Source organism: Pseudoduganella sp. GW821-FHT05F09 (assembly GCF_059419605.1).
Map to the genome: position 1 here is coordinate 129,794 of NZ_JBWKSD010000003.1, position 25,018 is coordinate 154,811.

General features: G+C 64.8%; 22 protein-coding genes. 17 read left to right on the forward strand and 5 right to left on the reverse strand.

The window, feature by feature from the left end; all coding sequences use genetic code 11:
* Nucleotides 1–18: 18 nt before the first annotated feature.
* Nucleotides 19–501, reverse strand: a complete 483-nt coding sequence (locus AC07S4_RS10380; RefSeq protein WP_161070999.1) for an NUDIX hydrolase — start codon at nt 499–501, stop codon at nt 19–21.
* Between the two features lie 221 nt (nt 502–722).
* Between AC07S4_RS10380 and AC07S4_RS10385 the strand changes: the two genes are divergently transcribed.
* From AC07S4_RS10385 to AC07S4_RS10450, 14 genes are all read left to right on the forward strand, one after another.
* Nucleotides 723–1,589: a MurR/RpiR family transcriptional regulator gene (locus tag AC07S4_RS10385; RefSeq protein WP_494986569.1), complete on the forward strand. Its 867-nt coding sequence runs from the start codon at nt 723–725 to the stop codon at nt 1,587–1,589.
* Between the two features lie 359 nt (nt 1,590–1,948).
* Nucleotides 1,949–3,235, forward strand: coding sequence for a porin (locus AC07S4_RS10390; protein WP_494986570.1), 1,287 nt, complete (start codon nt 1,949–1,951; stop codon nt 3,233–3,235).
* A 96-nt stretch (nt 3,236–3,331) separates the two neighbouring features.
* Complete coding sequence (locus AC07S4_RS10395; RefSeq protein ID WP_494986571.1) at nt 3,332–3,757, forward strand: hypothetical protein; 426 nt, start codon at nt 3,332–3,334, stop codon at nt 3,755–3,757.
* Nucleotides 3,754–4,311, forward strand: coding sequence for a cucumopine synthase-related protein (locus AC07S4_RS10400; RefSeq protein WP_494986572.1), 558 nt, complete (start codon nt 3,754–3,756; stop codon nt 4,309–4,311). Before AC07S4_RS10395 ends, AC07S4_RS10400 begins: the two co-directional genes overlap by 4 nt.
* Nucleotides 4,312–4,386: 75 nt before the next feature.
* On the forward strand, nt 4,387–5,385 hold the full coding sequence (locus AC07S4_RS10405) for an ABC transporter substrate-binding protein (protein WP_494986573.1): 999 nt from the start codon (nt 4,387–4,389) through the stop codon (nt 5,383–5,385).
* 60 nt (nt 5,386–5,445) lie between these two features.
* On the forward strand, nt 5,446–6,477 hold the full coding sequence (locus AC07S4_RS10410) for an ABC transporter ATP-binding protein (RefSeq protein WP_494986574.1): 1,032 nt from the start codon (nt 5,446–5,448) through the stop codon (nt 6,475–6,477).
* 12 nt (nt 6,478–6,489) lie between these two features.
* Entirely contained in the window at nt 6,490–7,374 is an 885-nt protein-coding gene (locus AC07S4_RS10415) for an ABC transporter permease (protein ID WP_494986575.1), read from the forward strand.
* Between the two features lie 19 nt (nt 7,375–7,393).
* Entirely contained in the window at nt 7,394–8,185 is a 792-nt protein-coding gene (locus AC07S4_RS10420) for an ABC transporter permease (protein ID WP_494986576.1), read from the forward strand.
* A 67-nt stretch (nt 8,186–8,252) separates the two neighbouring features.
* Complete coding sequence (gene hutU, locus AC07S4_RS10425) at nt 8,253–9,959, forward strand: urocanate hydratase (RefSeq protein ID WP_494986577.1); 1,707 nt, start codon at nt 8,253–8,255, stop codon at nt 9,957–9,959.
* Between the two features lie 140 nt (nt 9,960–10,099).
* Nucleotides 10,100–11,638, forward strand: a complete 1,539-nt coding sequence (gene hutH, locus AC07S4_RS10430) for a histidine ammonia-lyase (protein ID WP_494986578.1) — start codon at nt 10,100–10,102, stop codon at nt 11,636–11,638.
* Nucleotides 11,639–11,647: 9 nt separating this feature from the next.
* Nucleotides 11,648–12,622, forward strand: a complete 975-nt coding sequence (gene hutG, locus AC07S4_RS10435; protein ID WP_494986579.1) for a formimidoylglutamase — start codon at nt 11,648–11,650, stop codon at nt 12,620–12,622.
* A 193-nt stretch (nt 12,623–12,815) separates the two neighbouring features.
* Nucleotides 12,816–13,928: a Re/Si-specific NAD(P)(+) transhydrogenase subunit alpha gene (locus AC07S4_RS10440; protein WP_494986580.1), complete on the forward strand. Its 1,113-nt coding sequence runs from the start codon at nt 12,816–12,818 to the stop codon at nt 13,926–13,928.
* 11 nt (nt 13,929–13,939) lie between these two features.
* Nucleotides 13,940–14,269, forward strand: a complete 330-nt coding sequence (locus AC07S4_RS10445; protein WP_494986581.1) for an NAD(P) transhydrogenase subunit alpha part 2 — start codon at nt 13,940–13,942, stop codon at nt 14,267–14,269.
* Nucleotides 14,266–15,738 carry an NAD(P)(+) transhydrogenase (Re/Si-specific) subunit beta gene (locus AC07S4_RS10450; protein WP_494986582.1) on the forward strand — a complete coding sequence of 491 codons (1,473 nt, stop codon included), beginning with the start codon at nt 14,266–14,268 and terminating at the stop codon, nt 15,736–15,738. The genes AC07S4_RS10445 and AC07S4_RS10450 overlap by 4 nt, the downstream gene beginning before the upstream one ends.
* 63 nt (nt 15,739–15,801) lie before the next feature.
* Here AC07S4_RS10450 and AC07S4_RS10455 read toward each other — a convergent pair whose 3' ends face one another.
* From AC07S4_RS10455 to AC07S4_RS10470, 4 genes are read right to left on the reverse strand one after another with little or no spacing between them, the layout of a single operon-like run.
* The gene (locus AC07S4_RS10455) at nt 15,802–16,965 is read right to left on the reverse strand and encodes a UbiH/UbiF/VisC/COQ6 family ubiquinone biosynthesis hydroxylase (RefSeq protein ID WP_494986583.1); all 1,164 of its coding nucleotides are present in this window, start codon (nt 16,963–16,965) and stop codon (nt 15,802–15,804) included.
* Nucleotides 16,962–18,302 (reverse strand): Xaa-Pro aminopeptidase, encoded by a 1,341-nt coding sequence (gene pepP / locus AC07S4_RS10460; protein ID WP_494986584.1) that lies wholly within the window; start codon nt 18,300–18,302, stop codon nt 16,962–16,964. The genes AC07S4_RS10455 and pepP overlap by 4 nt, the downstream gene beginning before the upstream one ends.
* Entirely contained in the window at nt 18,299–19,030 is a 732-nt protein-coding gene (gene murU, locus AC07S4_RS10465; RefSeq protein ID WP_494986585.1) for an N-acetylmuramate alpha-1-phosphate uridylyltransferase MurU, read from the reverse strand. The genes pepP and murU overlap by 4 nt, the downstream gene beginning before the upstream one ends.
* A 10-nt stretch (nt 19,031–19,040) precedes the next feature.
* A complete protein-coding gene (locus tag AC07S4_RS10470) occupies nt 19,041–20,105 on the reverse strand; it encodes an aminoglycoside phosphotransferase family protein (protein WP_494986586.1) in 1,065 nt (354 codons plus the stop codon).
* A 99-nt stretch (nt 20,106–20,204) separates the two neighbouring features.
* On the opposite strand from AC07S4_RS10470, the gene AC07S4_RS10475 reads away from it, so the two are divergent.
* Genes AC07S4_RS10475 through pdxA form a run of 3 tightly spaced genes read left to right on the forward strand, consistent with a single transcriptional unit; the run spans nt 20,205 to nt 25,014 of the window.
* Entirely contained in the window at nt 20,205–22,448 is a 2,244-nt protein-coding gene (locus tag AC07S4_RS10475; protein WP_494986587.1) for an LPS-assembly protein LptD, read from the forward strand.
* Between the two features lie 57 nt (nt 22,449–22,505).
* On the forward strand, nt 22,506–23,864 hold the full coding sequence (locus tag AC07S4_RS10480; protein WP_494986588.1) for a peptidylprolyl isomerase: 1,359 nt from the start codon (nt 22,506–22,508) through the stop codon (nt 23,862–23,864).
* A 16-nt stretch (nt 23,865–23,880) separates the two neighbouring features.
* Nucleotides 23,881–25,014: a 4-hydroxythreonine-4-phosphate dehydrogenase PdxA gene (gene pdxA, locus AC07S4_RS10485; protein WP_494986589.1), complete on the forward strand. Its 1,134-nt coding sequence runs from the start codon at nt 23,881–23,883 to the stop codon at nt 25,012–25,014.
* The last annotated feature ends 4 nt before the right edge of the window (nt 25,015–25,018 follow it).

Genomic DNA, 25,018 nt, shown 5'->3' on the forward strand with positions numbered 1-25,018 from the left:
AACTTCTTATAACTTCGCTTAAACTTCGCCGAACACGGAGTCATGTGTGTGCAATAGCTCCAAAGGCGCGCGTTTGCCCGCCAGGTACTCGTCCACGCAGGTGAGCAGCAAAGGACTGCGGTGGCGCTCCGCGCAGGCGGCAATTTCGTCGCGCGTGAGCCACATGGTGCGCAGGATGCCGTCGTCCAGCGGACGGCCTTCGTGCAGGGCGCCGGCCACGCCGCAAAAGGCGAAGCGCAGGTACTGCACCGCCTCGCCGGTGCGTGCCGAACGGTAGCGCGACATATACATGCCGACCAGTCCGGTCGGCGTGAAATCGTAGGCGGTTTCCTCCAGCACTTCGCGCACCACGGCCTGCTCCAGCGATTCAAACGGATCCAGGTGGCCCGCGGGCTGGTTCAGCCGTATGCCATCGCTGGTCTCCTCCTCGATCAATAGGAATTTGCCATCGCGCTCGATGACGGCGGCAACGGTTACAGAGGGTCTCCAGGTTCGCGGCATGTGTCTCTTCCTTGAAAGAGCCGCCATTTTAGCCTGTTCCAGGCTTTTGGTTGCATCGCAACACGGAGGAATTACGGCTTGCAGTAAGATTCTGTCAAAATGCCGTGGTCTTGCAGACCCTGCCTCAGTCGTCCTGCAACATTGAAATTCTATTGCAACCTGACGAAAGTATCCGAAGTTATGATTCAAGTTGATTGGTATCCTGTCAAGATGGAGTGCACATGAACTCGCTAGATCTGGTTGACGGAGCACACGGTGCAATCCAATTGGAGCAACTGCTGAAGGGTAAGCGCTTGACGCCCGCCCATCGCCGCGTGGTGCAGATACTTGTCAGCCGCGGCGCCGAGGTGGGCTTCATGTCGAGCATGGAGCTGGCCAATCTGGCGCATGTCAGCCAGCCTTCCATGACACGGTTCGCCACGGCATTGGGATTCAAGGGCTTTACGGAGATGCGCAACTATTTCCGCTCCCTTTCAAAGCAGGACAACGGCGCCGCGCTCGCGCCCGAAATGCCGAACAAGTACGCGGATGCCATCGCCGCTGAGGCGGCGAACATCGCCGCCCTGGCGCGCAGCTTTGACAATCAGGACCAGATCCAGGCGATCGGCAAATTGCTGGCGGCATCCACCCCGCTCGCGGTGCTGGGACTGCGCGCATCGGTTGGGCTGGCGCAGCAGTTCGCCTACTATGCCGCGAAAGTGCATCGGGATGTGCGGCCCATTACCAACGGCGGCTCGATGTTGGTCGACCAGCTCGAGCAGGCCCGGCAAGCCGGCGCCAGCTGCTTGCTTGCCTTCGCGTTGCCACTGTATCCGCGCGAGACCATCAATGCGATCAAGCAGGCCAAAGATTTGGGCCTGAAGGTGGTGGTGGTCGCGGACACCACCTTTCAATACCAGAAGACCGGCGCGGATCTGACGTTGACCGGCAGTTTGCATTCAGGATTGGTATTCGACTCTTGCGCCACCGCCGCCGTGCTGATGGCGATCCTGCTGGACGCCATGTGCGACGCCTTGCCTGACTCCGAGGAGCGCCTTGAGCAGTGCGATTACTCGTCCTCGCAACGCAAGGTGTTTGAGCGCAGCTAAGCGCAGGCTGTGTCGTTTCCGCCGCCGCACCCCGCCTCCCATCCCCCTCCGCCTCCGCCTCCGCCGTCCTGGCGTTGCGCATTTCCAACGAATCGCCCCGCATTTTTCGGGGCGATTTTCTTTTCCGCACCGGCAATCCCTCCCCTTGGAGGGGGCGCGCAAAATGGGGTGGGAAAAAGCGCAACCCTTCGTAAGAATAATTTCATACATGTTGACTTGGAATGAAATATTCAATACATTGTGATCAGGCGCCGAGCAAATCCGCAGCAAAAAAATGGCGGGCCGGGCCGGATGGAAATGCGCTGGGCAGGCCGAGCGGCAGGCATCAGAGGTCACGATTCACTAGAGGAGAATGGGGAATGAAGACGAAATTGATTATCGCGGCATTCGCGATTGCACAGACCGCCATGGCCGGCAAGGCCATGGCGCAGTCCGAGGGGCTGCAAATGAAGGTGGGGGACGCGTCGTTCAAGTTGTACGGTGTGTTGGACATCGGCTACGGCAATCTGAGCGGAAAATTGGTTTCGACCAATACGGCGAGCAAGGTGGCCACGCCGGCCTCTCAAAAATTCAGCGGCCTGCTGACCGGCGGCTTGACGGCGTCGCGCCTCGGCGTGGCGGGCGATATGCCGTTCGGCGACGGCTACAAAGGTCTGTTCGTGCTGGAGTTGGGGCCCACCCGGCTCGATCAGACTTTCGTCGATCCGTCGGGCAGTTACCGGAGCTCGGTCACCAACGGCCTCGAGAAGACGCGCAAATCCTACGTCGGCTTGAGTGGCGGCTTCGGTACGGTGATCGCTGGCCGTTTGCAGTCGCCGGCGTATGACTGGGCCTTCAAATATGACGCCTTGAGCGGCGCTCTCGATCCTATCTACCAGTTCGCGCTGGCGGCCGGGGCCGGCATCAATACGGCCGACCGCATCAACGACGCGATCACCTATATCTCCCCGAAGCTCGGCGGCTTCACGTTCAAGACCGCTTACGCATTCGCCAACAGCTCTGCTGGCCAGAGCAATCTGAGCCTGGATGACGCGACCGCCATCAACCACAAGCAAAACGTTTTCATCGTCGCTGCCGACTATGACCAGGGGCCGCTGTCGCTGGGCGCCGTGTACCGGGGCCTGAGCAACAGCGACGGCCTGTGTGCCAATTCATCCAGCGCGGTTGTGGCTTGCGCCACGGCCGGCGCGGCGTCGCTCAAGGACGGCAAGAAGGAGTGGGGCGTGGGCGGCAGCTACGACTTTACGGTGGTGAAGGTGTTGTCCGCCTACCAGAGCGTGCGCCCGAATTCCAGCTCCTTGGCCAACAAGTTCGGCAGTCTGGGGCTCGACGTGCCGGTCGGCGCCAAAGGCCATGCGGTGGCGATCTACGCGTTCGGCAAGGGCCGCCGCGCAGGCGCCACCGGCACCGTGGCGACTGATGCGCACGCGCTGACCGTGGCGTACACCCATACCCTGAACAAATACCTGACCACCTATGTCGGCGTGGTGCGTGACGAGAACGGGGGCAACCTGTTCGGATCGGGCCTGCAGCTGTCCGGCCGCACCGCCTCGGCCAATGTCGCGGCCGCAGCCGGCACCACGCTGACCGCCGCCCCGGGCCAGCGTCAGTCCGGCGTAATCGCCGGCCTGCGGGTGACGTTCTAAGCCGCCCACTCTTTTACCACCCGAAGCAATGGGCAACGCCGGGGGGGGCTTGCCTGAAAAACTTGTTTCTAATTAACGAAAGGCATGTTGATATATATGGATAACATCGAATTACTGGAGTTCTCTGCTCCCAAGTCCGGCTTGCGCTTCCGCGCCAGGCTGATGGTCAATGAAAACCCGGATGTTGTGGAGCAGGTGTTGAAGCAACTGCCATTGAATAGCGTACTGGGCCACGTGGTCATCTCGGGCGAAGCAATCTGGATCCCGACCCGCATTGTGCATGTAGGCAAGAACAACATGGTCAAGCGTTCGCCGGGAGCGGTCTACCTGTACGCGCCTGGCCAGACCATCTGCCTGACCTACGGCGCCATCACCGAAAGCGCCCTAGTCAACAAGTTTGCCCAGGTGCTGGACGAGGATCTGCCGCTGCTGCAACAGCTGGGCCAGGTCGTCTGGGACGAGACCGTGTCGCAGCCGCGTAAGAGTTTGGTTGAAATCACTGTTCGGAGGGTCACGCAATGAGCGAATTTAAGAAATTTAGCGGCGATTGGCGCGAGGCCAAGCAAGAGATCGAGCGTCAGATCGAGCGCGTCTGGCTGAAGGAGCCGGTGGAAATCCAAAAGATACGCTGGGGCGTGATCGACAGCGGCGCCGGCAGCGGTTCGCAGTCGTTCAGCGTGCTGGTGCACCTGGAAGCCTATCTGATGCTGACCGGCGCCGACGTCATGTACCGTTTCCTGAAAGTCGCGCAGTACCAGGATATGGAATTGCCGACGCTGGTGCGCATGACGCGTGAATTCCTGGTTGGCACCTTTAACGCGTTCGAGTTCATGACCGACCTGGGGCTGACCAATATGCACGAGATCGGCCAAGCCTACGCCGACTCGATGGACACGCTGAAGACCAAGGAGGAGTATGTGGAACTGACCGGCGCGATGATGACCTACGTCATCCGCATGCACCGCTGGATCCACTTCATCTTCCCTTGGAACCTGGGCGTCGCGTTCCCGCATCGCACCCCGGACGAGGTGGCGGCGATCGCCGCAATCACCGGCCGCGAGGCGCTCCCGGCCTAAAGCGGCGCGGACATGCTGGGAAGTAAGGCGGCCGCCACGGCGGCCGCGTTAAAAAACCAACAAGGAGGAGATGTGATGAAACAACGATTGTTTGCCCTGGTAGCGCTTGCCGTGTTCGCATTGTCGGCGCATGCCCAGCCCAAAGAGTTGGTGGTTGCCGCCTACGGCGGTGCCTACACCGATGCCCTGCGCAAAAATATCGCCACTTTCGAAGCCGCCAACAATGTCAAGGTGCGCTTCATCCCGGCGTCCGGCGCCGACGGCATCGGCAAGGCCAAGGCGCGCGAGGTGGATGTGATCCATGCCGATCTGGCCTGGGCCTCGCGTGGCGAAGCGCAGGGGCTGTTCGAGAAGCTCGATCCGGCGCTGGTGCCGAACTTGGCCGCTGTGTTCCCGCGCGCCCGCATCTCCGAGTACGGCGTCGCCACCAACTTCGGGCAGTACGGCATTGCCTACAACCCGGCGGCGGTGCCGACGGCGCCGACCTCCTGGAACGACTTGCTGCGGCCGGAATTCAAGGGCCGCGTGACCACGGCCGGCTTCGACGACGCCAACGTGGAACTGATGGTGTTGTTTGCCAAGCTCAACGGCGGTAGCGAAGACCAGATTGATACGGGATTCAAGAAGATGGCGGAGCTGGGCAGCAATGTGACGGTGTTCTACAACCAGCATCCGCAGTTGCTCGAACTGTTTCGCGCCAATGAAGTCGTGATGGCGCGCTGGCTGCGCGGCCGCGTCGATTGGGCACGCCAGAAGGGCGTCGAACTGAAGTTCGTGGTACCCAAGGAGGGCGCCATTGCGCTGGTTTCGACGGTGCACGTGGTCAAGGGGCGGCCCAATACGGAACTGGCGATGAAGTTCGTCAACCATCTGCTGGGCAAGGCTTCGCAACTGCAATATCCCAAAGACCTGGGCTACACGCCGGCGCGCGCCGACCTGGACCCCAAGGACATCCCGGACACGGTCCCCTACAGCGCGGAGATGGTGAATGCGCTGCAAATGGCCGACTGGAAGAAGATCACGCCCAAGCTTGACGCATGGCGGGCGCGCTGGAGCAAGGAAGTGTCCCGCTGAACGTTGGGCGCGGTTCGTTTTATTGAATGCAGGGGGGAAGTGATGGGGATGCAAAGTAGATTGAATGTAGCAAACGTCAGCAAGGACTTCGAAGGCACGAGCGTGCTGAACGACGTCAGCCTGTCGGTGCGGGACGGAGAGTTCCTCTCCATACTGGGGCCGAGCGGTTGCGGGAAGAGCACTTTGCTCAGGATTATCGCTGGCCTGGAACAGCCCAGCCGGGGGGAAATCCAGATCGCCGGCGAGGTCGTCACCCATCAGCCGGTGTGGAAGCGGCAAATCGGCTTTGTCTTCCAGAACTTCGCACTCTGGCCCCACCTCTCGGTGCTGCGCAACGTGTCGATGGGCCTGGAACTGCATGGCGTCGGCAAGCAGGAGCGCATAGCGCGCGCGCTGGAGGCGTTGCGCATGGTGCAGTTGGAAGCGCTGGCTGACCGCATGCCGAGCCAACTGTCGGGCGGGCAGCAACAGCGGGTCGCCGTGGCGCGCGCGATTGTGCTGGAACCTCAAATCCTGCTGCTGGACGAGCCGCTCAGCGCACTGGACAAGAATTTACGCCAGGACATGCAGGTTGAACTGAAAGCCTTGCAGCACAAATTGAAGCTGACCACCATCTTTGTGACGCACGACCAGGAAGAGGCGATGTCGCTGTCCGACCGCATCGTGGTGATGAACAAGGGCGTAATTGAACAGATCGACACCCCCGAGCGCATCTACAACCATCCCGCGTCGTCCTACATCGCCCGCTTCGTCGGCGAGACCACCTTCTTCGACGGCGCACTGGAACGGCACGGCGATCAATTGATGCTGCATACCGGCGCCACCGGGCGTATCCCGGTCGAGGCCAGCGCCGGCTCGCGCGAGGGCGCCCGCGCGGTGGCATTTGTGCGGCCGGAGTGGATTGCGTTGACGCCGCCGAACGAAGCGGTGGCGCAGGGCACCGTCGAGCAAATCATGTTCTTCGGTGCGACCAAGGATTACCTGGTCCGCTTTGGCGACGCGCTGATCCGTGTCACTACCGGCGGCGACGTCAAGACGTTCGGTATCGGCGACACTGCCGGACTGCGCTTTGTTGCCCGCCTGTTGCCTTAAGGGATAGCCGTCATGAGCAAATCACGATCTGTCTTTGGCCACGCCGCGCCCTTGCTGCTGTCGCCGGCGCTGTTGTTTTTCCTGGCGTTCTTCGCCTTGCCGCTGGCCTGGTGCCTGATGCTCAGCTTCACGCCGCAAGCCGTCGATGGTGCGCAGCAAGCCGGCATGACGCTGGCCAACTACGGCCGCTTTCTCGGCGATAGCTTTTATTTGCAGGACCTGCTGTGGCGTACCGTGCGCCTGGCGCTGGTGGCGACCGTCGCAGCTGTGCTTATCGGCTATGTCGGTGCGCTGGTCATCACGCGGGCGCCGCTGAAGTGGCAGTCCACGCTGCTGTTTCTGGTGATGTGTCCGCTGTGGGTCAACCTGGTGGTGCGCACCCTGAGCTTGATGGTGCTGCTGGCGCGCGACGGTCCTGTCAACCAGTTCTTGATCTGGCTGGGCGTGAGCAAGCAACCCGTGCAACTGCTGTTCAATGAGACCGCCGTGCTGGTGGGCATGATCCAGGTGTCGGTCCCATTCGTCGTCATTGCCCTGCATGGCGTGCTGAAGTCGATCCCGCGCGATCTGGAGCATGCCGCGCTGACGGTCGGCGCCAATCCCTTGGGCGCCTTCCTGCGGGTCACGCTGCCACTCAGTGCGCCTGGCGTGATGGCCGGCAGCATCCTGGCATTGGGCTTGAACATGGAGTCGTTCGTGGTCCCGATTCTGCTGGGCGGAGGACGGATCCACTTCATGAGCGTCGAGGCGTATGAGGTCGCGACGGTCGGCAACAATCTGCCGTTTGCCGCCACCATAGGCATGGTGTTGTTGATAGTGACCTTGGCCATCCTGGGGATTTACCAGTACCTCGTGAAGTCGGTGGCGCGGGGCGCAATGGGCGCGCGTGGCGCCTGAGTATACGGAGCAAACTATCATGAAATTTTCACTTGGCAAGGCAGTCTGGGCGGCGAGCGGCCTGCTGTTCTTCGGCTTCCTGCTGCTGCCGCTCGCGATCCTGGTCGCGGTGTCGTTCAATCCGGTCGCCATGGTGTTTCCGCCGCAGGGCTTCACCTTGCGCTGGTACGCCGCCATTCTGGACAAGCCGGACTTCTTGTCCGCCATGTGGTCCAGCACCGTGGTGGCACTGCTCACGGCCGTGCTGTCCACCGGCTTCGGTGCGCTGGCGGCGGTCGGGCTGCAGCACTACCAGGGACGGGGGCGCGGGCTGATTCAGAGCCTGCTGCTGTCGCCTTTGTTCTTCCCGGCCGTGATCATCGCGCTGGCGCTGTTCCAGCTGACCATGATGATGGGCTGGATGTCCAATCTGGCCATCCTGGTCGGCGCCCACATGGTGGTGACCATGCCCTACCCGGTGCGCAACGTGGTGGCGCAATTGGCCGGCTTCGACCGCAGCCTGGAGGAAGCGGCCATGGTGGTGGGGGCCACGCCGCGCCAGGCGCTGCTGCGGGTGACGCTGCCGCTGTTGAAGAACAGCATCGTGCCGTCCTTCGTGTTGACCTTCATCCTGTCCTGGAACAATTACACGGTGTCGGTTTTCCTCGCCGGCAGCGACTGGACCACTTTGCCGCTGCAACTGCGCGCCTACTTGCAGTATGAATACGAGCCGTTCATCGCGGCCATGTCGACCGTGCTTATCGCGGTCTCCGTCCTGCTGCTGTACATCGTGGAACGGTTTTTCGGCAACGCCGGACGAGTACGAAGCTGAGCACGGGAAACCCTGCCCGCATCGCATCCACATAAAACAGCGCCACGCCTACAAAGGAGAATTTCCCATGTCCACATCCCCGAGTCCCACCTACGATCCGACCCGTATCATTCGCGCGCCGCGCGGCGGCGACAAGGTCTGCAAGAGCTGGCTGACCGAAGCGGCTTACCGCATGATCCAGAATAACCTTGATCCGGAGGTCGCCGAGGACCCGCAGAATCTGGTCGTGTATGGCGGCATTGGCCGCGCGGCGCGCAACTGGGACTGCTATGACCAGATTCTCGCTTCATTGAAGGAATTGAACGATGATGAGACCTTGCTGATCCAGTCCGGCAAACCGGTCGGCGTCTTCCAGACCCATGCCGATGCGCCGCGCGTGCTGCTGGCCAATTCCAATCTGGTGCCGGCATGGGCCAACTGGGAACACTTCAATGAACTCGACCGGGCCGGCCTGTTCATGTATGGCCAGATGACCGCCGGCAGCTGGATCTACATCGGCAGCCAGGGCATCGTGCAGGGCACATACGAGACCTTCGTCGAGGCTGGCCGTCAGCATTTCAACAATGACTGGGCTGGCCGCTGGATACTGACAGCCGGCTTGGGCGGCATGGGCGGCGCCCAGCCGCTGGCGGCCACCTTGGCCGGCGCGGTGTCGCTGAACATCGAGTGCCAGCAAAGCAGCATCGATTTCCGCCTGCGCACCCGCTACATCGACAAGCAGGCCAAGGACATCGACGACGCGCTGACGCTGATCCAGCACCACACTGCGCGCAAAGAGGCTGTCTCGATCGCGTTGCTGGGCAATGCGGCGGAATTGCTGCCGGAACTGGTCAGGCGCGCGCAAGCGGGCGGCATCCGGCCCGACCTGGTGACCGACCAGACCTCGGCGCATGACCTGATCCACGGCTATCTCCCGGTCGGCTGGACCGTCGCGCAATGGAAGGCTGCGCAGCAAGCGCCGGAGCAGCACGCGCAACTGACGGCCGCAGCGGCCAAGGCGTGCGCGGTGCACGTGCAGGCCATGCTCGACTTCCACGCGATGGGCATTCCGACTGTCGACTACGGCAACAATATCCGTCAAGTCGCGTTCGACCAGGGGGTGCGCAATGCCTTCGATTTCCCCGGTTTTGTGCCCGCCTACATCCGCCCGTTGTTCTGCGAAGGTAAGGGGCCGTTCCGCTGGGTGGCCTTGTCCGGCGAGCCGGAGGATATTTTCAAGACGGACGCCAAGATCAAGGAACTTTTCCCTGGCAACCAGCACGTGCACAACTGGCTGGATATGGCGCGCGACCGCATCGCGTTCCAGGGGCTGCCGGCGCGCATCTGCTGGCTCGGTCTGGGCGAGCGCCATATTGCTGGCTTGGCGTTTAATGACATGGTCAAGAACGGCGAGTTGAAGGGGCCGGTCGTCATTGGCCGCGACCACCTGGACACTGGCTCGGTGGCCAGCCCCAACCGCGAAACGGAAAGCATGAAGGACGGCACCGACGCAGTGTCCGACTGGCCGTTGCTGAATGCGCTGCTGAACACGGCCGGCGGCGCCACCTGGGTGTCGCTGCACCATGGCGGTGGCGTGGGCATGGGGTATTCGCAGCACTCGGGCGTGGTGATCGTTGCTGATGGCACGGAGGCCGCCGCCAAGCGGCTGGCCCGCGTGCTGGTCAACGACTGCGGCAGCGGCGTGATGCGGCACGCGGATGCCGGCTATGAGGCAGCGGTCGCGTGTGCGCAGCGCAACGGCCTGCGGCTGCCCATGATTTCAAGCCCTGCCTGAGCATCGCCCTCCCCGGGCACCTCAAGCACCCTTACAAGAGCAGTACCAAGCAAACCGGACGCCGACGCGCCCGGGCGGGCCGCTGCGCGCCAAGCAAAGCTGCGCGGCGCGGCCCGCCACACATCAACTGGAGGAACATCATGACGACATTGACTATTCAAGCGGGAAAACTCACCTTGGCCGATCTGCGCAAGATCTGGCAGGGCAACCTCAAACTGCAATTGGCTGCGGCCGATTATGCGTCCGTGCACGCCTCGGCCGCAGCCGTGCGGCGCATCGTGGAAAAGGGCGCGCCGGCTTACGGCATCAATACCGGCTTCGGTTTGCTGGCCAAGACCCATATCCCGAATGAGCAGCTGGAGCAACTACAACGCAATCTGATCTTGTCGCACTCAGTCGGCACAGGCGAGCTGATCGCCGACGATGTGGCGCGCCTGATCATCGCCACCAAAATCAACAGCCTGGCCCGGGGCTATTCCGGCATCCGGGCCGAAGTCATCGACGCCATGCTGGCCCACTACAATGCCGGCATCATGCCGTGCATCCCGTGCAAGGGCTCGGTGGGTGCGTCGGGCGACCTGGCGCCACTGTCGCATATGACCCTGGCGCTGATGGGCGTGGGCAATGTCCGAATGAACGGCCAGATCATGACGGCGCTGCAGGCGCTCGAGATGGCGGGCATCAAGCCGGTGGTCCTTGCGGCGAAGGAAGGCCTGGCGCTGATCAACGGCACGCAGGTGTCCACCGCCCTGACCTTGAACGGCCTGTTCCTGGCCGAGCGCCTGCTGGCGGCGGCGACCGTCGCCGGCGCGCTGTCGGTCGATGCCGCCAAGGGCAGCGACGCGCCGTTCGACCCGCGGGTGCACGCGGTGCGTGGCCAGCCGGGGCAGATCGCCATCGCCAAGATTTACCGGGAACTGCTGGCCGGCAGTGAGATCCGCCGCTCGCACCTGGAGAACGACGATCGCGTGCAAGACCCGTATTGCCTGCGTTGCCAGCCGCAGGTGATGGGTGCTTGCGCCGATCTGATTGCCAACGCGACGCGCACGCTATTGATCGAAGCCAACGCCGTCACAGACAATCCGCTGATCTACTCCGGCGACGGCGACGTCATTTCGGGAGGTAATTTCCACGCCGAGCCGGTGGCTTTTGCTGCCGATACCCTGGCCTTGGCGATAGCCGAAATCGGGGCACTGTCGGAGCGCCGCATCGCTCTACTGATCGACGCCACGATGTCGGGCTTGCCGCCGTTCCTGGTCAAGGAGCCGGGCATCAATTCGGGTTTCATGATTGCCCATGTCACCGCAGCGGCGCTCGCGTCGGAGAACAAGTCCCTGGCGCACCCGGCCAGCGTCGACAGCCTGCCAACCTCGGCCAACCAGGAGGACCATGTCAGCATGGCCACCTTTGCCGGCCGCCGCTTGCATGAAATGGCGCATAACACCGCGACCGTCATCGGCATCGAGTTGCTGGCGGCGGCCCAGGGCGTCGATTTCCACAGCCCGCTAAAGACGTCGGCGCCGCTGATGGACGTGCACCAGCGTGTGCGTCAGCAGGTGGCGATGTATGACAAGGACCGCCTGTTCGCACCGGATATTGAGGCGGCCAAACAGCTGGTGCTGGAGGGCGGTTTGCACAACGGTTGCCAAGCGCTGTTCGCAGGCCTGCGCGGCGCGTGAGGACAGACGATGCATGACGCTGCCGATATGCGCCGCTGGCATGGCCGCGTCGACGGCGAAGGCGATGCCGGCCTGCGCTGGCATCAGATTGTACGGCCATTGGAGCGGAGCAGCGCTGGCGGAGTCGCTCTGATCGGTTTTGCCTGCGACGCCGGCGTGGCCAGGAACCACGGCCGCACCGGTGCCAGGGCTGGGCCGGCGGCGATCCGCGCGATGCTCGGCAACATGCCGGTGCACCGCTGCCGCAACATTGTTGATGCCGGGGATGTGACTTGCCATGCCGGGGAGGCCAGCGACGGCCTGGAACAGGCCCAGCAAACATTGTCAGGACAGATCGCCGCCTTGCTGGCGCGCGGCATGCTGCCGCTGGCCATGGGGGGCGGGCATGAGATTGCTTTCGCCTCCTTTGGCGGCTTGGCGCGCCATCTCGCGCATGGCACGGCGGTGCCCCGTATCGGCATCATCAACCTCGATGCCCATTTCGACCTGCGCATGGCTGAACGGGCCAGTTCCGGCACGCCCTTCCGCCAGATAGCGGAGGAGTGCGGCGCGCGCGGCTGGCCCTTCCATTACTGTTGTCTGGGCGTTAATGAATTCGCCAACACCCAGGCCCTGTTTGATCGCGCGCGTTCCCTTGGCGTGCGCTGGCTGCTGGACGAGGAGATGCTGGCCGTGAAATGGGACGCCGTGCAGGCGGCCGTCGCCGCCTTCCTGTCGGGAGTCGATCACGTTTACTTCACCATCTGCCTCGACGTCTTGCCCGCCGGGGTCGCCCCCGGCGTGAGCGCGCCGGCGCCGCACGGCGTGGAACTTTCCGTAGTGGAACAAATCGTGGACATGGTGGCCGCCAGCGGCAAGTTGCGCGTGGCCGATATCGCCGAGCTCAACCCCGGTGTGGATACGGATGGACGCACTGCGCGGGTCGCGGCGCGCCTGCTCGCCCGGTTGGCCGAGCGGTCCACACCGAAAACGTCGCCTCCTTAGTTGGGCGATTCGATTAAAACCGGTTTGTTGGGCTTGCATTCCTCCATGCGGGATATCACTCCGGCGTTACGAAACCGAAGGTGTCATATGCGCGACAGGCAGTGGTTGTTGCTCGGCTAAAAAGGTTAGCTTTCTGGAAAACCGTGCTATGTTCTAGAAAGAGCAACATTATTTTGCAACTTCTGGAGGCTACATGAGAATAGGCATACCGGCGGAAACGCGGCCTGGGGAAACCCGGGTTGCGGCGACGCCTGAAACAGTAAAGAAACTTGCTGCCAAGCATCAAATCATTGTCCAGGCGGGGGCCGGCTTGACGGCCTCGGTGACGGACGAGGCTTACGCGGCGGCCGGCGCCACCATAGGCACGGCGGCGGACGCCTACGGCGCCGACGTGGTGCTGAAGGTGCGCGCCCCGAACGCGGAGGAGCGCGCGCTGATGAAGGCGGGCACGGTGCTGATCGGCATGCTCAACCCCTTCGACGCCGAGAACATCGCCGCCATGGCGGCCGCCGGGCTGCAGGCCTTTGCGCTGGAAGCGGTGCCGCGCATCACGCGCGCGCAGTCGATGGACGTGCTGTCCTCGCAGGCCAACATCGCCGGCTACAAGGCGGTGCTGGTGGGCGCCAACACCTACCAGCGCTTCATGCCCATGCTGATGACCGCCGCCGGCACCGTGAAAGCGGCCCGCGTGCTGATCATGGGCGTGGGCGTGGCCGGCTTGCAGGCCATCGCCACGGCCAAGCGCCTGGGCGCGGTGATCGAAGCGTCCGACGTGCGGCCACCGGTGAAGGAGCAGGTGGAATCGCTGGGCGCCAAGTTCATCGACGTGCCCTTCCTGACCGATGAAGAAAAAGAGATCGCGCAGGGCGTGGGCGGCTATGCCCGTTCCATGCCGGCGGACTGGATGAAGCGCCAGGCGGAACTGGTGCATGAACGCGCCAAGCTGGCCGACATCATCATCACCACCGCGCTGATCCCGGGCCGCGCGGCGCCGGTGCTGATCTCGGAAGACACCGTGAAAGCCATGAAGCCAGGCTCGGTGATTGTCGACCTGGCCGTGAGCCAGGGCGGCAACTGCCCGCTGTCGGAACTGAACAAGACCGTCATCAAGCACGGCGTGCACATCGTCGGCGAGCCGGACCTGGCCTGCCACGTGGCGGCCGACGCGTCCGCCCTGTATGCGCGCAACGTGCTGGACTTCCTCAAACTGATCATCGACAAGGAAGACAAACTGGTGATCGACCGCGAAGACGAAATCCTGAAGGCCACCCTGGTGTGCGCCGACAGCGTGGTCTTGCGCAAATAAGGAGAATAAAAATGGAAGTTAGCCACACCATCACCAATCTCATTATCTTCGTGCTGGCGATCTACGTCGGCTACCACGTGGTCTGGGGCGTCACGCCCGCGCTGCATACGCCGCTGATGGCGGTGACCAATGCGGTATCGGCCATCATCATCGTCGGCGCCATGCTGGCGGCGGGCCTGACCGAAGGCCTGACCGGCCAGATCGCCGGCACCATTGCGGTCGCGCTGGCCGCCGTCAATGTGTTCGGCGGTTTCCTGGTCACCCAGCGCATGCTGGAGATGTTCAAGAAAAAAGAGCCGAAGGCCAAGCCTGCGGCCGGATCGGACGGAGGCAAAGCATGAGCTTCATCAGCCTGAATCTCGTTACGATGATGTACTTGATCGCCTCGGTGTGCTTCATCCAGGCGCTCAAGGGCTTGTCGTCGCCTGCCAACGCGCGCCGGGGCAATGCCTTCGGCATGACCGGCATGGCCATCGCAGCCGTCACCACGCTGGCGCTGATATTGAAACTGCGGGCCGAAGCGGCCAGCGCCGGCGCGGGCAATGGCCTGGGCCTCGGCCTGGTGGCATTGGGCATCGTGGTGGGCGGCGGCATCGGCGCCTATCTCGCCAAGACGGTCGAGATGACCAAGATGCCGGAACTGGTGGCGGCCATGCACTCGCTGATCGGCCTGGCCGCAGTGTGCATCGCGGTCGCCGCCGTGTCCGAGCCGCACGCCTTCAACATCGCCCAGGCGGGCCAGGCGCTGCCGGTCGGTAACCGCATCGAACTGTTCATCGGCACCTTCGTCGGCGCCATCACCTTCTCCGGTTCGGTGATCGCCTTCGGCAAGCTGGCGGGCAAGTACAAGTTCCGCCTGTTCCAGGGCGCGCCGGTGGTGTTCGCCGGCCAGCACATGCTGAACCTGGCGCTGGCCATCGTCATGGTGGCCCTGGGCCTGGCCTTCGTGTTCGCGGGCGGCGTTGAGCCGGCCTGGACGCCCTTCATCATCATGACCGCCATCGCCTTCGTGCTGGGTGTGCTCATCATCATCCCCATCGGCGGCGCGGACATGCCGGTGGTGGTGTCGATGCTGAACTCCTACTCCGGCTGGGCTGCGGCGGGCATCGGCTTCTCGCTGAATAACTCCATGCTGATCATTGCCGGTTCGCTGGTGGGTTCGAGCGGCGCCATCCTGTCCTACATCATGTGCAAGGCCATGAACCGCTCCTTCTTCAACGTGATCCTGGGCGGCTTCGGCGGCGACGCGGCGGCGGCTTCGTCGGGCGGCGGCGCGCAGCCTGCGCGTCCGGTGAAATCCGGTTCGGCGGACGATGCGGCCTTCATCATGGCCAACGCGGAAACCGTCATCATCGTTCCCGGCTACGGCCTGGCGGTGGCGCGCGCCCAGCACTCGCTCAAAGAGCTGGTGGAGAAGCTGACGCACAAGGGTGTGACGGTGAAGTACGCCATCCACCCGGTGGCGGGCCGCATGCCGGGCCACATGAACGTGCTGCTGGCCGAAGCCGAGGTGCCGTATGACCAGGTGTTCGAGATGGAGGACATCAACGGCGAATTCGGCCAGACCGACGTGGTGCTGGTGCTGGGCGCGAACGACGTGGTGAACCCGGCCGCGAAAGATCCGAAATCGCCGATCGCGGGCATGCCCATCCTGGAGGCCTACAAGGCCAAGAGCATCATCGTCAACAAGCGCTCCATGGCCTCCGGCTATGCGGGGCTGGACAACGACCTGTTCTACCAGGCCAACACCATGATGGTGTTCGGCGATGCCAAGAAGGTGATCGAGGATATGGTGAAGGCGGTCGAGTAAGCCGCAATATCCGGGTATTCCAATCCCCGTAGGGCGGGTTAGCGGCGCAGCCGCGTAACCCGCCTAGCGGCGGCCGAACATCATCAACTCCGCCAGCATGCCGCGCGCGGGGCCGAACAGGTCGATGGCTGCGAGCGATGCGCCCAGCAGCGCTTGCGCCGGCGACTCGTTGGCGAACACGCGCGCCATGGTGTCGGTCAGGTGCACGGTCAGGCTGCGGTCGGCGCTGCGCTGCGCCTGGTACTGGGCCAGCATGGCCGGCGTGGCGCCTTGCGCCAGCAGGCGCGCCAGCACGGCGGCGTCGCGCAGGCCGAGGTTCAAACCCTGGCCCGCCACCGGATGCAAAGTCTGCGCCGCGTTGCCGATGGCGGCCATGCGCAGACTGCCGTCGCTGCCGGCCTTGCCTGCGTTGAGCCCGAGCGGAAACGCCACGCGGCGCGAGGTGGCGGTGAAGCTGCCCACGCGCGTGCCGAAGGCCGCCCCCAGCTGCTCCAGGAAGGCCGCATCGTCCAGCGCAAGCAGCGCCTGCGCGGTGTCCGGGCGCACGCACCACACCAGCGAATATTCCCCATCCTGCGGCAGCAGCGCCAGCGGGCCTTGTTCAGTAAAACGTTCGTAAGCGCGGTGCGCCACCGGCGCGCTGCTGCGCACCTGCGCGATGATGGCGGTCTGCCCGTAGTCGCGCTGCCTGGCCTTGGCCTGCTGTTCGCCGAACAGGCCGCCCTCGGCCTGCACCACGATGGCGGCCGTCAGCGTGCGCGGCCGGCCGTCCTCCTCGATGGCGATGGCGACGTGGCCGGGCTGCTCTTCCACACCCGTCACCAGCGCGGGACGCAGCGCGGCGATGCCGGCGCGTTCGCAGGCCGCGCCCAGCTCCGTCACCAGCGCGCCGTAGCGGCTCACATAGCCCAGCGCCTCCAGCTTGTGCTCCTCGCGGTCTATCATGCTGCGGCCGAACCGGCCCCGGCGCGAGACGTGGATCTGGTGGATGGCGGTGGCGGGCACGGGCCAGCAACCTATGTCCTCCAGGATCTGGCGGCTGCCGTAGGACAGGGCCAGCGAGCGCGGGTCGTTGCCGGCTTGCTGCAGGGTGCGCGCGTCGATCAGTGCAATGCGCTGCGGCGCCACGCCGCGCCTGGCCAGCAGCGCCGCCAGCGCCATGCCGGCCGGCCCCGCGCCGCAGATGGCGATGTCGTAGCCGGGCGCGCCGTTTTCGATATGGCTCATGGCTGCTGCATCAGTTGTTCTATCTCGTCCACGGTCTTGGGCGCGGCGGCGCTCAGGATGGTGTAGCCGTCATTGGTCACCAGCACGTCGTCCTCGATGCGGATGCCGATGTTCCAGTACTGCTCCGGCACGTCCGGGGCAGGGCGCACGTAAATGCCCGGCTCCACCGTCAGCACCATGCCCGCGTGCAGCGGGCGCGATGGCGTGCCGGCGGTGCGCACGTCGCGGTACAGGCCCACGTCGTGCACGTCCATGCCCAGCCAGTGACCGGTGCCGTGCATGTAGAAGCGCGTGTAGTCCTTGCTGGCGATGGCCGCGTCCAGCGTGGCGTAGCCGGACTTGTCCAGCAGGCCCAGGTCCAGCATGCCCTGCACCAGCACCCGCACGGCGGCGTCGTGCACCGACTGGTAGGGCTGGCCTGGGCGGATCGCCTGCAGCGCGGCTTGCTGCGCCGCCAGCACCAGTTCGTACAGCGCGCGTTGCGGCGCGCTGAAGCGGCCGTTCACCGGATAGGTGCGCGTGATGTCCGAGGCGTAGCCGTCAAGCTCGCAGCCGGCGTCGATCAGCACCAGGTCGCCGTCGCGCGTCTGCGCGTTGTTGGCGTTGTAGTGCAGCACGCAGGCATTGGCGCCGCTGGCGACGATGGAGTTGTAGGCGGGCGCCTGGGCGCCGTTGCGGCGGAACTCGTACAGCAGCTCCGCTTCGATTTCGTATTCATGCATGCCGGGCCGCGATGCCCGCATGGCGCGCGCGTGGGCCTGGCCGGAAATGGTGGCTGCGCGCAGCATGGTGGCCTGCTCGCTCTCGTCCTTGATCAGCCGCATTTCGTCTATCAGCGGCAGCAGGTTGTGCTGCGTTTCCGGCGCCGTTACGCCGCTGCGCGACTGGCCGCGCACGGCGTCTACCCAGCGCTTGATCTGCGGCTCCAGCAGCGCGTGCTGCGCCGCGCGGCCTTGCGGCGCGTACAGGGTGGACACATTGGCCAGCAGGCGCGCCATTTCGGCGTCCAGCGCGGCGGCGGGGAAGGCGGCGTCGAAGCCGAAGGCCTCGCGCGCCGCTTCCGGGCCGTGGCGGTAGCCTTCCCAGATTTCGCGCTCGGCGTTTTTCTCGCGGCAGAACAGGATGGCTTGCGCCGCCTCGTCCTGGCGCGGCGCCACCAGCACCAGCACCGCTTCCGGCTCGGTGAAGCCGGTCAGGTAGTAGAAGTGGCTGTCGTGGCGGTAGGGGTAGTCGCTGTCGCTGTTGCGCGGCACTTCGGGCGCGGTGGCCAGCACGGCCACGCTGCCCGGCTCCATCAGCGCCAGCAGGCGCTTGCGGCGCAGGGCGTAGGCGTTCATGGTGCGATGTTCCCTGCCGGCGCCTTGACGCCGTTCAGCTCATTGAGCTGGTCCACCGTGCCCACGTTGACCCAGTCGCCTTCATACAGCTCGCCGCCCACCTGGCCCAGGTCCGCGTACTTGCGTATCAGCTTGCCCAGGCCCGCGTGCTGGCCCGGCGCTATGCCGTCGAACATTTCGGGGCGGTACACGCCGATGTTACCGAAGTTCCACAGCGTGTCGCCCTCGTTGGCCACCGAGTACATATTCAGCGCGAAGTCGCCCTTGGGGTTGTGCCACGGGTTCTTGGTCAGCCACACCCAGGCCACGTCGCGCTTGTCCTTGGGGTAGGGGTTGCCCCACATGTCCTTATCGTGCAGCACGTCCGTGACCTGCTCGAAGTCGAAGTAAGGGCAGTAGATGTCGCCCGAGATGGCCAGGAAGGGCTCCTCGCCCAGCAGGTGGCGCGCCTGCGCGATGCCGCCCGCCGTTTCCAGCGGCGAGTCCGCCGGCTCGGGCGAATAGCGGATCTGCGCGCCGAACTGGCTGCCGTCGCCCAGCGCGTCCTCGATCATGTGGCCCAGGTGGGCGTGGTTGATGACGATGTCGGTAATCCCGCCGCGCACCAGGTTCAGGATGTGCCACACGATCAGCGGCCGGCCGCGCACTTTCAGCAGCGGCTTGGGGCACTCGTCGGTGAGCGGGCGCATGCGTTCGCCGCGTCCGGCGGCGAAGATCATAGCTTTCATGGCGCCGCCCTCAGAAGGTGTAGCCGACTTGGGGCTGCTTGTTTTCCAGCGCGTCCAGCAGGCGCACCAGCGGCTTGAGGTCCTTGTAGCGGCCCGCCGTCTTGCGCACGTATTCCAGCACGGTGGGCAGGTCGCCCAGGTACATCGGCTTGCCGTCGCGGTAGTTCAGGCGGCAGAAGATGCCGAGGATTTTCAGGTGGCGCTGCAGCGCCATGTATTCGAAGTCCTTGTAGAAGGAATCGATGTCCTTGTTCACCGGCAGGCCTTCGGCCTTGGCGTGCTGCCAGTAGCGGATGGCCCAGTCCAGCACCAGCTCCTCGTCCCACGAAATGTAGGCGTCGCGCAGCAGCGAGGCCACGTCGTAGGTGATGGGGCCGTACACCGCGTCCTGGAAATCGAGGATGCCGGGATTTTTCTCGTCCATCCACATCAGGTTGCGCGAGTGGAAATCGCGGTGCATATAGACCTGCTGCTGCGCCAGGCAGTTGGCGATGATGGCGTCGAACACCTTCTGCAGCTCGGCCGCCTGGGCTGCGCTCAGCACCGCGCCCAGGTGTTTACCGATGTACCATTCCGGGAACAGGTTCAGCTCGCGCAGCATGAAGGCGCGGTCGAACTCCGGCAGCACGCCGGGCTGGCTGGCCTTCTGGATCTGCACCAGCGCTTCCAGCGCCTCGGCGTACATGGTGGAGGCGTTGTCCGGGTCCAGCACCTGCAGATAGGTGCTCACGCCCAGGTCCTGCAGCAGCAGGAAGCCGCGCTCGACGTCCTGCGCCACGATGGCGGGCACGGACACGCCGGCGGCGGCGAACAGCGCGTCAACCTTGACGAAGGCCGGCACGTTCTCGCGTTCGGGCGGCGCGTCCATCACGATCAGGGTGGCGCCGTGGGCTTGCTGGTGCGCCGGCAGCACGTCGACGCGGAAATAGCGGCGGAAGCTGGCGTCGGCCGAAGCGGGGCGGGCGGACGCCGGCTCGACCAGGTTGAGGGAAGTGAGCCAATCTTTCAACAGGATCAGGCGGGCGTCGGCGCCGTCGTGGGCGCCGTTGGGTGGTGAATTAGACAATAAAGACATGAAACAGCCTGTGGAATCCGGTTGGTGTGAACAATTCCCATATAATAAGGGATTAAAGTTAAAAAATCGCCTGTCAATGGTGTTTCGCCCCTTCATTTCATGAGCCGGTTCTCAGTCCCTCCTAGCCCTCACAGCTGGGCGTTCGCGCTCACGGCCCTCGTTACCGCCACAGCGGTGCCCGGCTACGCCCAGACCGCCCCCAAACGCACGCACGTGGCCGATCCGGACGCGCCGACCATCATCCGTGCCGAGGAATTCGATGGCCGCCCGGACCGGGAACTGAACCTGGCGCGCGACGTCGAGATCGTGCGCGACAAGACCCGCGTGACGGCCGACACGGCCTGCTTCCGCCAGGTCGAGGACGAGGTCGAGGCGCACGGCGGCGTGAAGATCTGGCGCTACGGCGACTACTACACCGGCGACGAGCTGAAACTGAACATGGAGTCGGGCAAGGGCTATATGCTCAACCCGACCTACAAGCTGGAGCTGAACGCGGCCCAGGGCAAGGCGCAGCGCATCAACTTCCTCAGCGAGGACGAGGCGCTGGTCATCGACGGCACCTACAGCACCTGCCAGGGACCGAATCCGGACTGGTACCTGAAATCGAGCACGCTGAACCTGGACTCCGGGCGCGACGTGGGCGTGGCCGGCAAGACCATCGTCTACTTCAAGAACGTGCCCATCATCGGCACCCCGGCCATGTCGTTCTCGCTGTCGGGCGCGCGCCGCTCCGGCTGGCTGCCGCCGATACCGGGCTTCGGTTCCAAGGGCCGCGCCGAACTGACGGTGCCGTACTACTTCAACATCGCGCCCAACCGCGACCTGACGCTGTTCCCGCGCCTGATCGCCCAGCGTGGCATCCAGCTCGGCGCGCACGCGCGCTACATCGGCGAAACCGACGCCGGCAGCTACGCCGGCGACACCTTCATCGAGTATCTGCCGAACGACAAGCTGGCCAACGCCGACCGCTGGATGATCACGTCCAGCCACACCCAGGCCATCGCCAAGGACTGGACCTATGGCTGGAACGTGCGCGCCGCGTCGGACAACAACTACCCGAGCGACTTCTCCAAGACCGTGTCCGGCTCGGCCGAGCGCCAGCTGCTGCGCGAGCTGCGCACCGACTACCGCGGCGAGTACTGGAGTTTGTCGGCGCGGGTGCAGAAATACCAGGTGCTGCAGGATCCGGCCGCCGTGCCCGGCTCCGACCTGTTCGTGTCGCGCCCCTACGACCGCCTGCCGGCGATTAACTTCCAGGCGGCGCGCTACGACGTGGCCGGCTTCGACTGGCAGCTGAACAGCGAACTGACCAGCTTCTGGCACCCGACCCTGACGCGCGGCAACCGCCTGGTGGCCATGCCGCAGGTGAGCTACCCCATCATCGGTCCGAGCTACTTCATCACGCCCAAGCTGATGCTCAACGCGGCGGCCTACCAGCTCGACGCGCACGACGGCAGCGACAGCAAATCGCTCACGCGCGCCGTGCCCACCATGTCGCTCGACTCGGGCCTGGTGTTCGAACGGGACACCAAGCTGTTCGGCCGCGACGCCACGCAGACGCTGGAGCCGCGCCTGTTCTACGTGAAGACGCCGTACCGCGACCAGAAGGAGTTCCCCAACTTCGACACGGCGGCGGCCACCTTCAACTTCTCGCAGATCTTCAACGAGAACCGCTTCGTCGGCTCGGACCGGGTGGGCGACGCCAACCAGATCACGGCGGCCGTGGTGTCACGCTTCCTGGAGGCCAGCGGCGCCGAGCGCCTGCGCCTGGCCTTCGGCCAGCGCTTCTACTTCAGCGACCAGCGCGTGCAGCTGGACGCCAGCACCCCCACGCGCGACGCCAAGTCGGACATCCTGCTGGCGGCCACCGGCGTGATCTCGGAAAGCTGGGTGCTCGACAGCGCGCTGCAGTACAATCCGGCCGACAGCCGCGTGGTCAGTTCCAACCACGCGGTGCGCTGGAGCCCGGCGCCCAAGAAGGTGCTGAACCTGGGCTACCGCTACCTGCGCGACAGCGTCAGCAACAAGTCCGTGTTCAAGAACGTCGACCTGTCGAGCCAGTGGCCGCTGTCGTCGCGCTGGTTCGGCGTCGGCCGCATCAGCTACTCCTTGCTGGACAAGAAAATCCTGGAAGGCCTGCTGGGCCTGGAATACAAGGGCGACTGCTGGGTGTTCCGCATGGGCGCGCAGCGCTTCGTGACCACCGCCAAGGAAGCGTCCACCCCCATCTTCTTCCAGCTTGAGCTGGACGGTTTGTCCAAGTTCGGCGTCGGCAATCCGCTGGAGGCGCTGCGCAACAGCATCCCCGGCTACCAGCGCCTGAACGAGAATGTCCGCCGCTAACCCGGCGTTATCCATCACCACTGACTCATGAGCGTCACATCTATGCGTAATGCCCGTATGCACCAACTCAAGATCGCAGCCCTGCTGCTGTGCGCCATCACCGCCGGCGGCCAAGCCCTGGCGCAGGACGCCAAACCGAAAGGCTTCACGCCGCCGGTCCCGGTCGGCCAGACCAGCAACACGCCGATCGACTCGATCGCCGTGGTCGTCAACGAAGACGTCATCACCCGCCGCGAACTGGCCGAGCGCGTGAAGACCGTGGTGCAGCGCATGAAGGCGCAGAACGTGCAGCTGCCCGGCGACGCCGACCTGCAGCGCCAGATCCTGGAGCGCATGATCGTCGAACGCGCCCAGCTGCAGCTGGCCAAGGAGATGGGCGTGCGCGTGGACGACAACCAGCTGGACCGCGCCATCGCCCGCATCGCCGAGCAGCAGAAGCTGACCGTGCAGGACATGCGCAACCAGATGGAAAAAGAAGGCATCACCTTCGCCGCCTTCCGCGAAGAGATCCGCGAAGAGATCATCATGCAGCGCCTGCGCGAGCACGAAGTGGACAACAAGGTGCAGATCTCGGACGCCGAAGTGGACGCCCAGCTGGCCGCCGAAGCGGCCATGGCGGCCGAGCAGTTCGAAATGAACATCTCGCAGATCATGATACGCATCCCCGAAAACGCCTCGCCGGAAGTGATCGCGCAGAAGAAAGCGCGCGCCGACGAAGTGATGCGCCAGCTGCGCACCGGCGCCGACTTCGCCAAGATGGCCGCCACCTACTCGGACGCCGGCGACGCGCTCAAGGGCGGCGAAGTGGGCTGGCGCAGCGCCGACCGCCTGCCGCCGCTGTTCGCCGAAGCGCTGGAAAAGCTCAAGCCGGGCCAGGTCACGCCGGTGATGAAAAGCGTGGGCGCCTTCCACATCCTGAAGCTGAGCGAGAAGCGCAGCATGGCCGAAGCGCAGGCCGCGGCGGCCGTCACGCAGACGCGCGCGCGCCACATCCTGATCAAGGTCACGCCGACCACCAGCGCGGCCGACGCCAAGCGCAAGCTGGAAGACCTGAAGGAACGCCTGGACAACAAGGCCGCCAAGTTCGAAGACCTGGCGCGCCTGCAGTCGAACGACACCTCGGCCGCCAAGGGCGGCGACCTGGGCTGGCTGATGCCGGGCGACACGCTGCCGGAATTCGAAGCGGCCATGAACGCCCTGAAGATAGGCGAAGTGAGCACGCCGGTGGAAACCAGCTTCGGCTACCACCTGATCGAAGTGCTGGAGCGCAAGACCGACGACCTGTCGAAAGAGAAGCAGCGCACCGCCGCCCGCAACGCCATCCGCGAACGCAAGACCGAGGAAGCGGCGGAAGACTGGCAGCGCCAGGTGCGCGACCGCGCCTACGTCGAGTACCGCGGCGACGACCTGAAATAAGAAAGGGGCAGACTCGATGAGCGCCATTCTGCAATCCTGGCGCCCGCGGGTGCGCCCATCCGGAACCCGGCCCGCCATCGCCGTCACGGTGGGCGAGCCGGCCGGCATCGGCCCGGAAATCTCCATCCGCGCCGCCTGGGCCATGCGCCATGAAGTCAATTGCGTGCTGCTGGGCGACGCCGCCTTCCTGGCCATGACGGCCAGCTACATCGACCCCGCCATCCGCCTGTCCGCCCTGTCGCTGCAGGCGGTGCGCAACGGCGGCCTGCCGCACTTCGGCTCCGGCGCCATCAGCGTGATCGACGTGCCGCTGGCGGCCCACGTGGCGCCCGGCACGCTGGACAAGGAAAACGGCCGCGCCGTGCTGGCCACGCTGGACGCCGCCATCGAAGGCATCGCCGCTGGCTGGTTCGAGGCGGTGGCCACCGCGCCGCTGCAAAAGAGCACCATCAACGACGCCGGCGTGCCCTTCTCCGGCCACACCGAATACTTCGCCGACAAGACCGGGACCGCGCAAGTGGTGATGCTGCTGGCCGGGCAGCCGCTGCAGGCGCTGCCGCCCGCCGGCGAAGCCGCGCCTCCGGCTCCGCCGCCGCTGCGCGTGGCCCTGGCCACCACCCATTTGCCGCTGAAGGACGTGGCCGGCGCGCTCACGGTGGACGGCCTGGGCGCCACGCTGGACATCGTCGCGCACGACCTGAAGACCAAATTCGGCATCGCCGCGCCGCGCATCCTGGTGGCCGGCCTGAACCCGCACGCGGGCGAGAACGGCTACCTGGGGCGCGAAGACATCGACGTCGTGGCCCCGGCCATTGCGGCGGCGCAGGCGCGCGGCATCGCCGCCACCGGCCCCTATCCGGCCGACACCCTGTTCCAGCCCAAATACCTGCAGCACGCCGACTGCGTGCTGGCCATGTACCACGACCAGGGCCTGCCCGTGCTCAAGTACGCCACCTTCGGGCGCGGCGTCAACATCACGCTCGGCCTGCCGCTGATACGCACCTCGGTCGACCACGGCACCGCGCTCGACCTGGCCGCGCAAGGCCTGGGCCGCGCCGACTGCGGCAGCATGGAGGAAGCCATCGCCACCGCGCGCCGCATGGCGGACGCGGTGCAAGCCGGCTTGCCCAACAGCGGCGCCCGCGCCTAACCAC

Excerpts from the sequence above, each read along its gene's own strand:
- AC07S4_RS10390 (WP_494986570.1), top strand. The coding sequence starts at position 1,949 with ATGAAGACGAAATTGATTATCGCGGCATTCGCGATTGCACAGACCGCC.
- AC07S4_RS10445 (WP_494986581.1), top strand. The coding sequence starts at position 13,940 with ATGGAAGTTAGCCACACCATCACCAATCTCATTATCTTCGTGCTGGCG.
- hutU (WP_494986577.1), top strand. The coding sequence starts at position 8,253 with ATGTCCACATCCCCGAGTCCCACCTACGATCCGACCCGTATCATTCGC.
- AC07S4_RS10420 (WP_494986576.1), top strand. The coding sequence starts at position 7,394 with ATGAAATTTTCACTTGGCAAGGCAGTCTGGGCGGCGAGCGGCCTGCTG.
- AC07S4_RS10475 (WP_494986587.1), top strand. The coding sequence starts at position 20,205 with ATGAGCCGGTTCTCAGTCCCTCCTAGCCCTCACAGCTGGGCGTTCGCG.
- AC07S4_RS10440 (WP_494986580.1), top strand. The coding sequence starts at position 12,816 with ATGAGAATAGGCATACCGGCGGAAACGCGGCCTGGGGAAACCCGGGTT.
- pepP (WP_494986584.1), bottom strand. The coding sequence starts at position 18,302 with ATGAACGCCTACGCCCTGCGCCGCAAGCGCCTGCTGGCGCTGATGGAG.
- hutG (WP_494986579.1), top strand. The coding sequence starts at position 11,648 with ATGCATGACGCTGCCGATATGCGCCGCTGGCATGGCCGCGTCGACGGC.
- AC07S4_RS10470 (WP_494986586.1), bottom strand. The coding sequence starts at position 20,105 with ATGTCTTTATTGTCTAATTCACCACCCAACGGCGCCCACGACGGCGCC.
- murU (WP_494986585.1), bottom strand. The coding sequence starts at position 19,030 with ATGAAAGCTATGATCTTCGCCGCCGGACGCGGCGAACGCATGCGCCCG.
- pdxA (WP_494986589.1), top strand. The coding sequence starts at position 23,881 with ATGAGCGCCATTCTGCAATCCTGGCGCCCGCGGGTGCGCCCATCCGGA.
- AC07S4_RS10450 (WP_494986582.1), top strand. The coding sequence starts at position 14,266 with ATGAGCTTCATCAGCCTGAATCTCGTTACGATGATGTACTTGATCGCC.
- AC07S4_RS10480 (WP_494986588.1), top strand. The coding sequence starts at position 22,506 with ATGCACCAACTCAAGATCGCAGCCCTGCTGCTGTGCGCCATCACCGCC.
- AC07S4_RS10385 (WP_494986569.1), top strand. The coding sequence starts at position 723 with ATGAACTCGCTAGATCTGGTTGACGGAGCACACGGTGCAATCCAATTG.
- hutH (WP_494986578.1), top strand. The coding sequence starts at position 10,100 with ATGACGACATTGACTATTCAAGCGGGAAAACTCACCTTGGCCGATCTG.
- AC07S4_RS10395 (WP_494986571.1), top strand. The coding sequence starts at position 3,332 with ATGGATAACATCGAATTACTGGAGTTCTCTGCTCCCAAGTCCGGCTTG.
- AC07S4_RS10380 (WP_161070999.1), bottom strand. The coding sequence starts at position 501 with ATGCCGCGAACCTGGAGACCCTCTGTAACCGTTGCCGCCGTCATCGAG.
- AC07S4_RS10455 (WP_494986583.1), bottom strand. The coding sequence starts at position 16,965 with ATGAGCCATATCGAAAACGGCGCGCCCGGCTACGACATCGCCATCTGC.
- AC07S4_RS10400 (WP_494986572.1), top strand. The coding sequence starts at position 3,754 with ATGAGCGAATTTAAGAAATTTAGCGGCGATTGGCGCGAGGCCAAGCAA.
- AC07S4_RS10415 (WP_494986575.1), top strand. The coding sequence starts at position 6,490 with ATGAGCAAATCACGATCTGTCTTTGGCCACGCCGCGCCCTTGCTGCTG.
- AC07S4_RS10405 (WP_494986573.1), top strand. The coding sequence starts at position 4,387 with ATGAAACAACGATTGTTTGCCCTGGTAGCGCTTGCCGTGTTCGCATTG.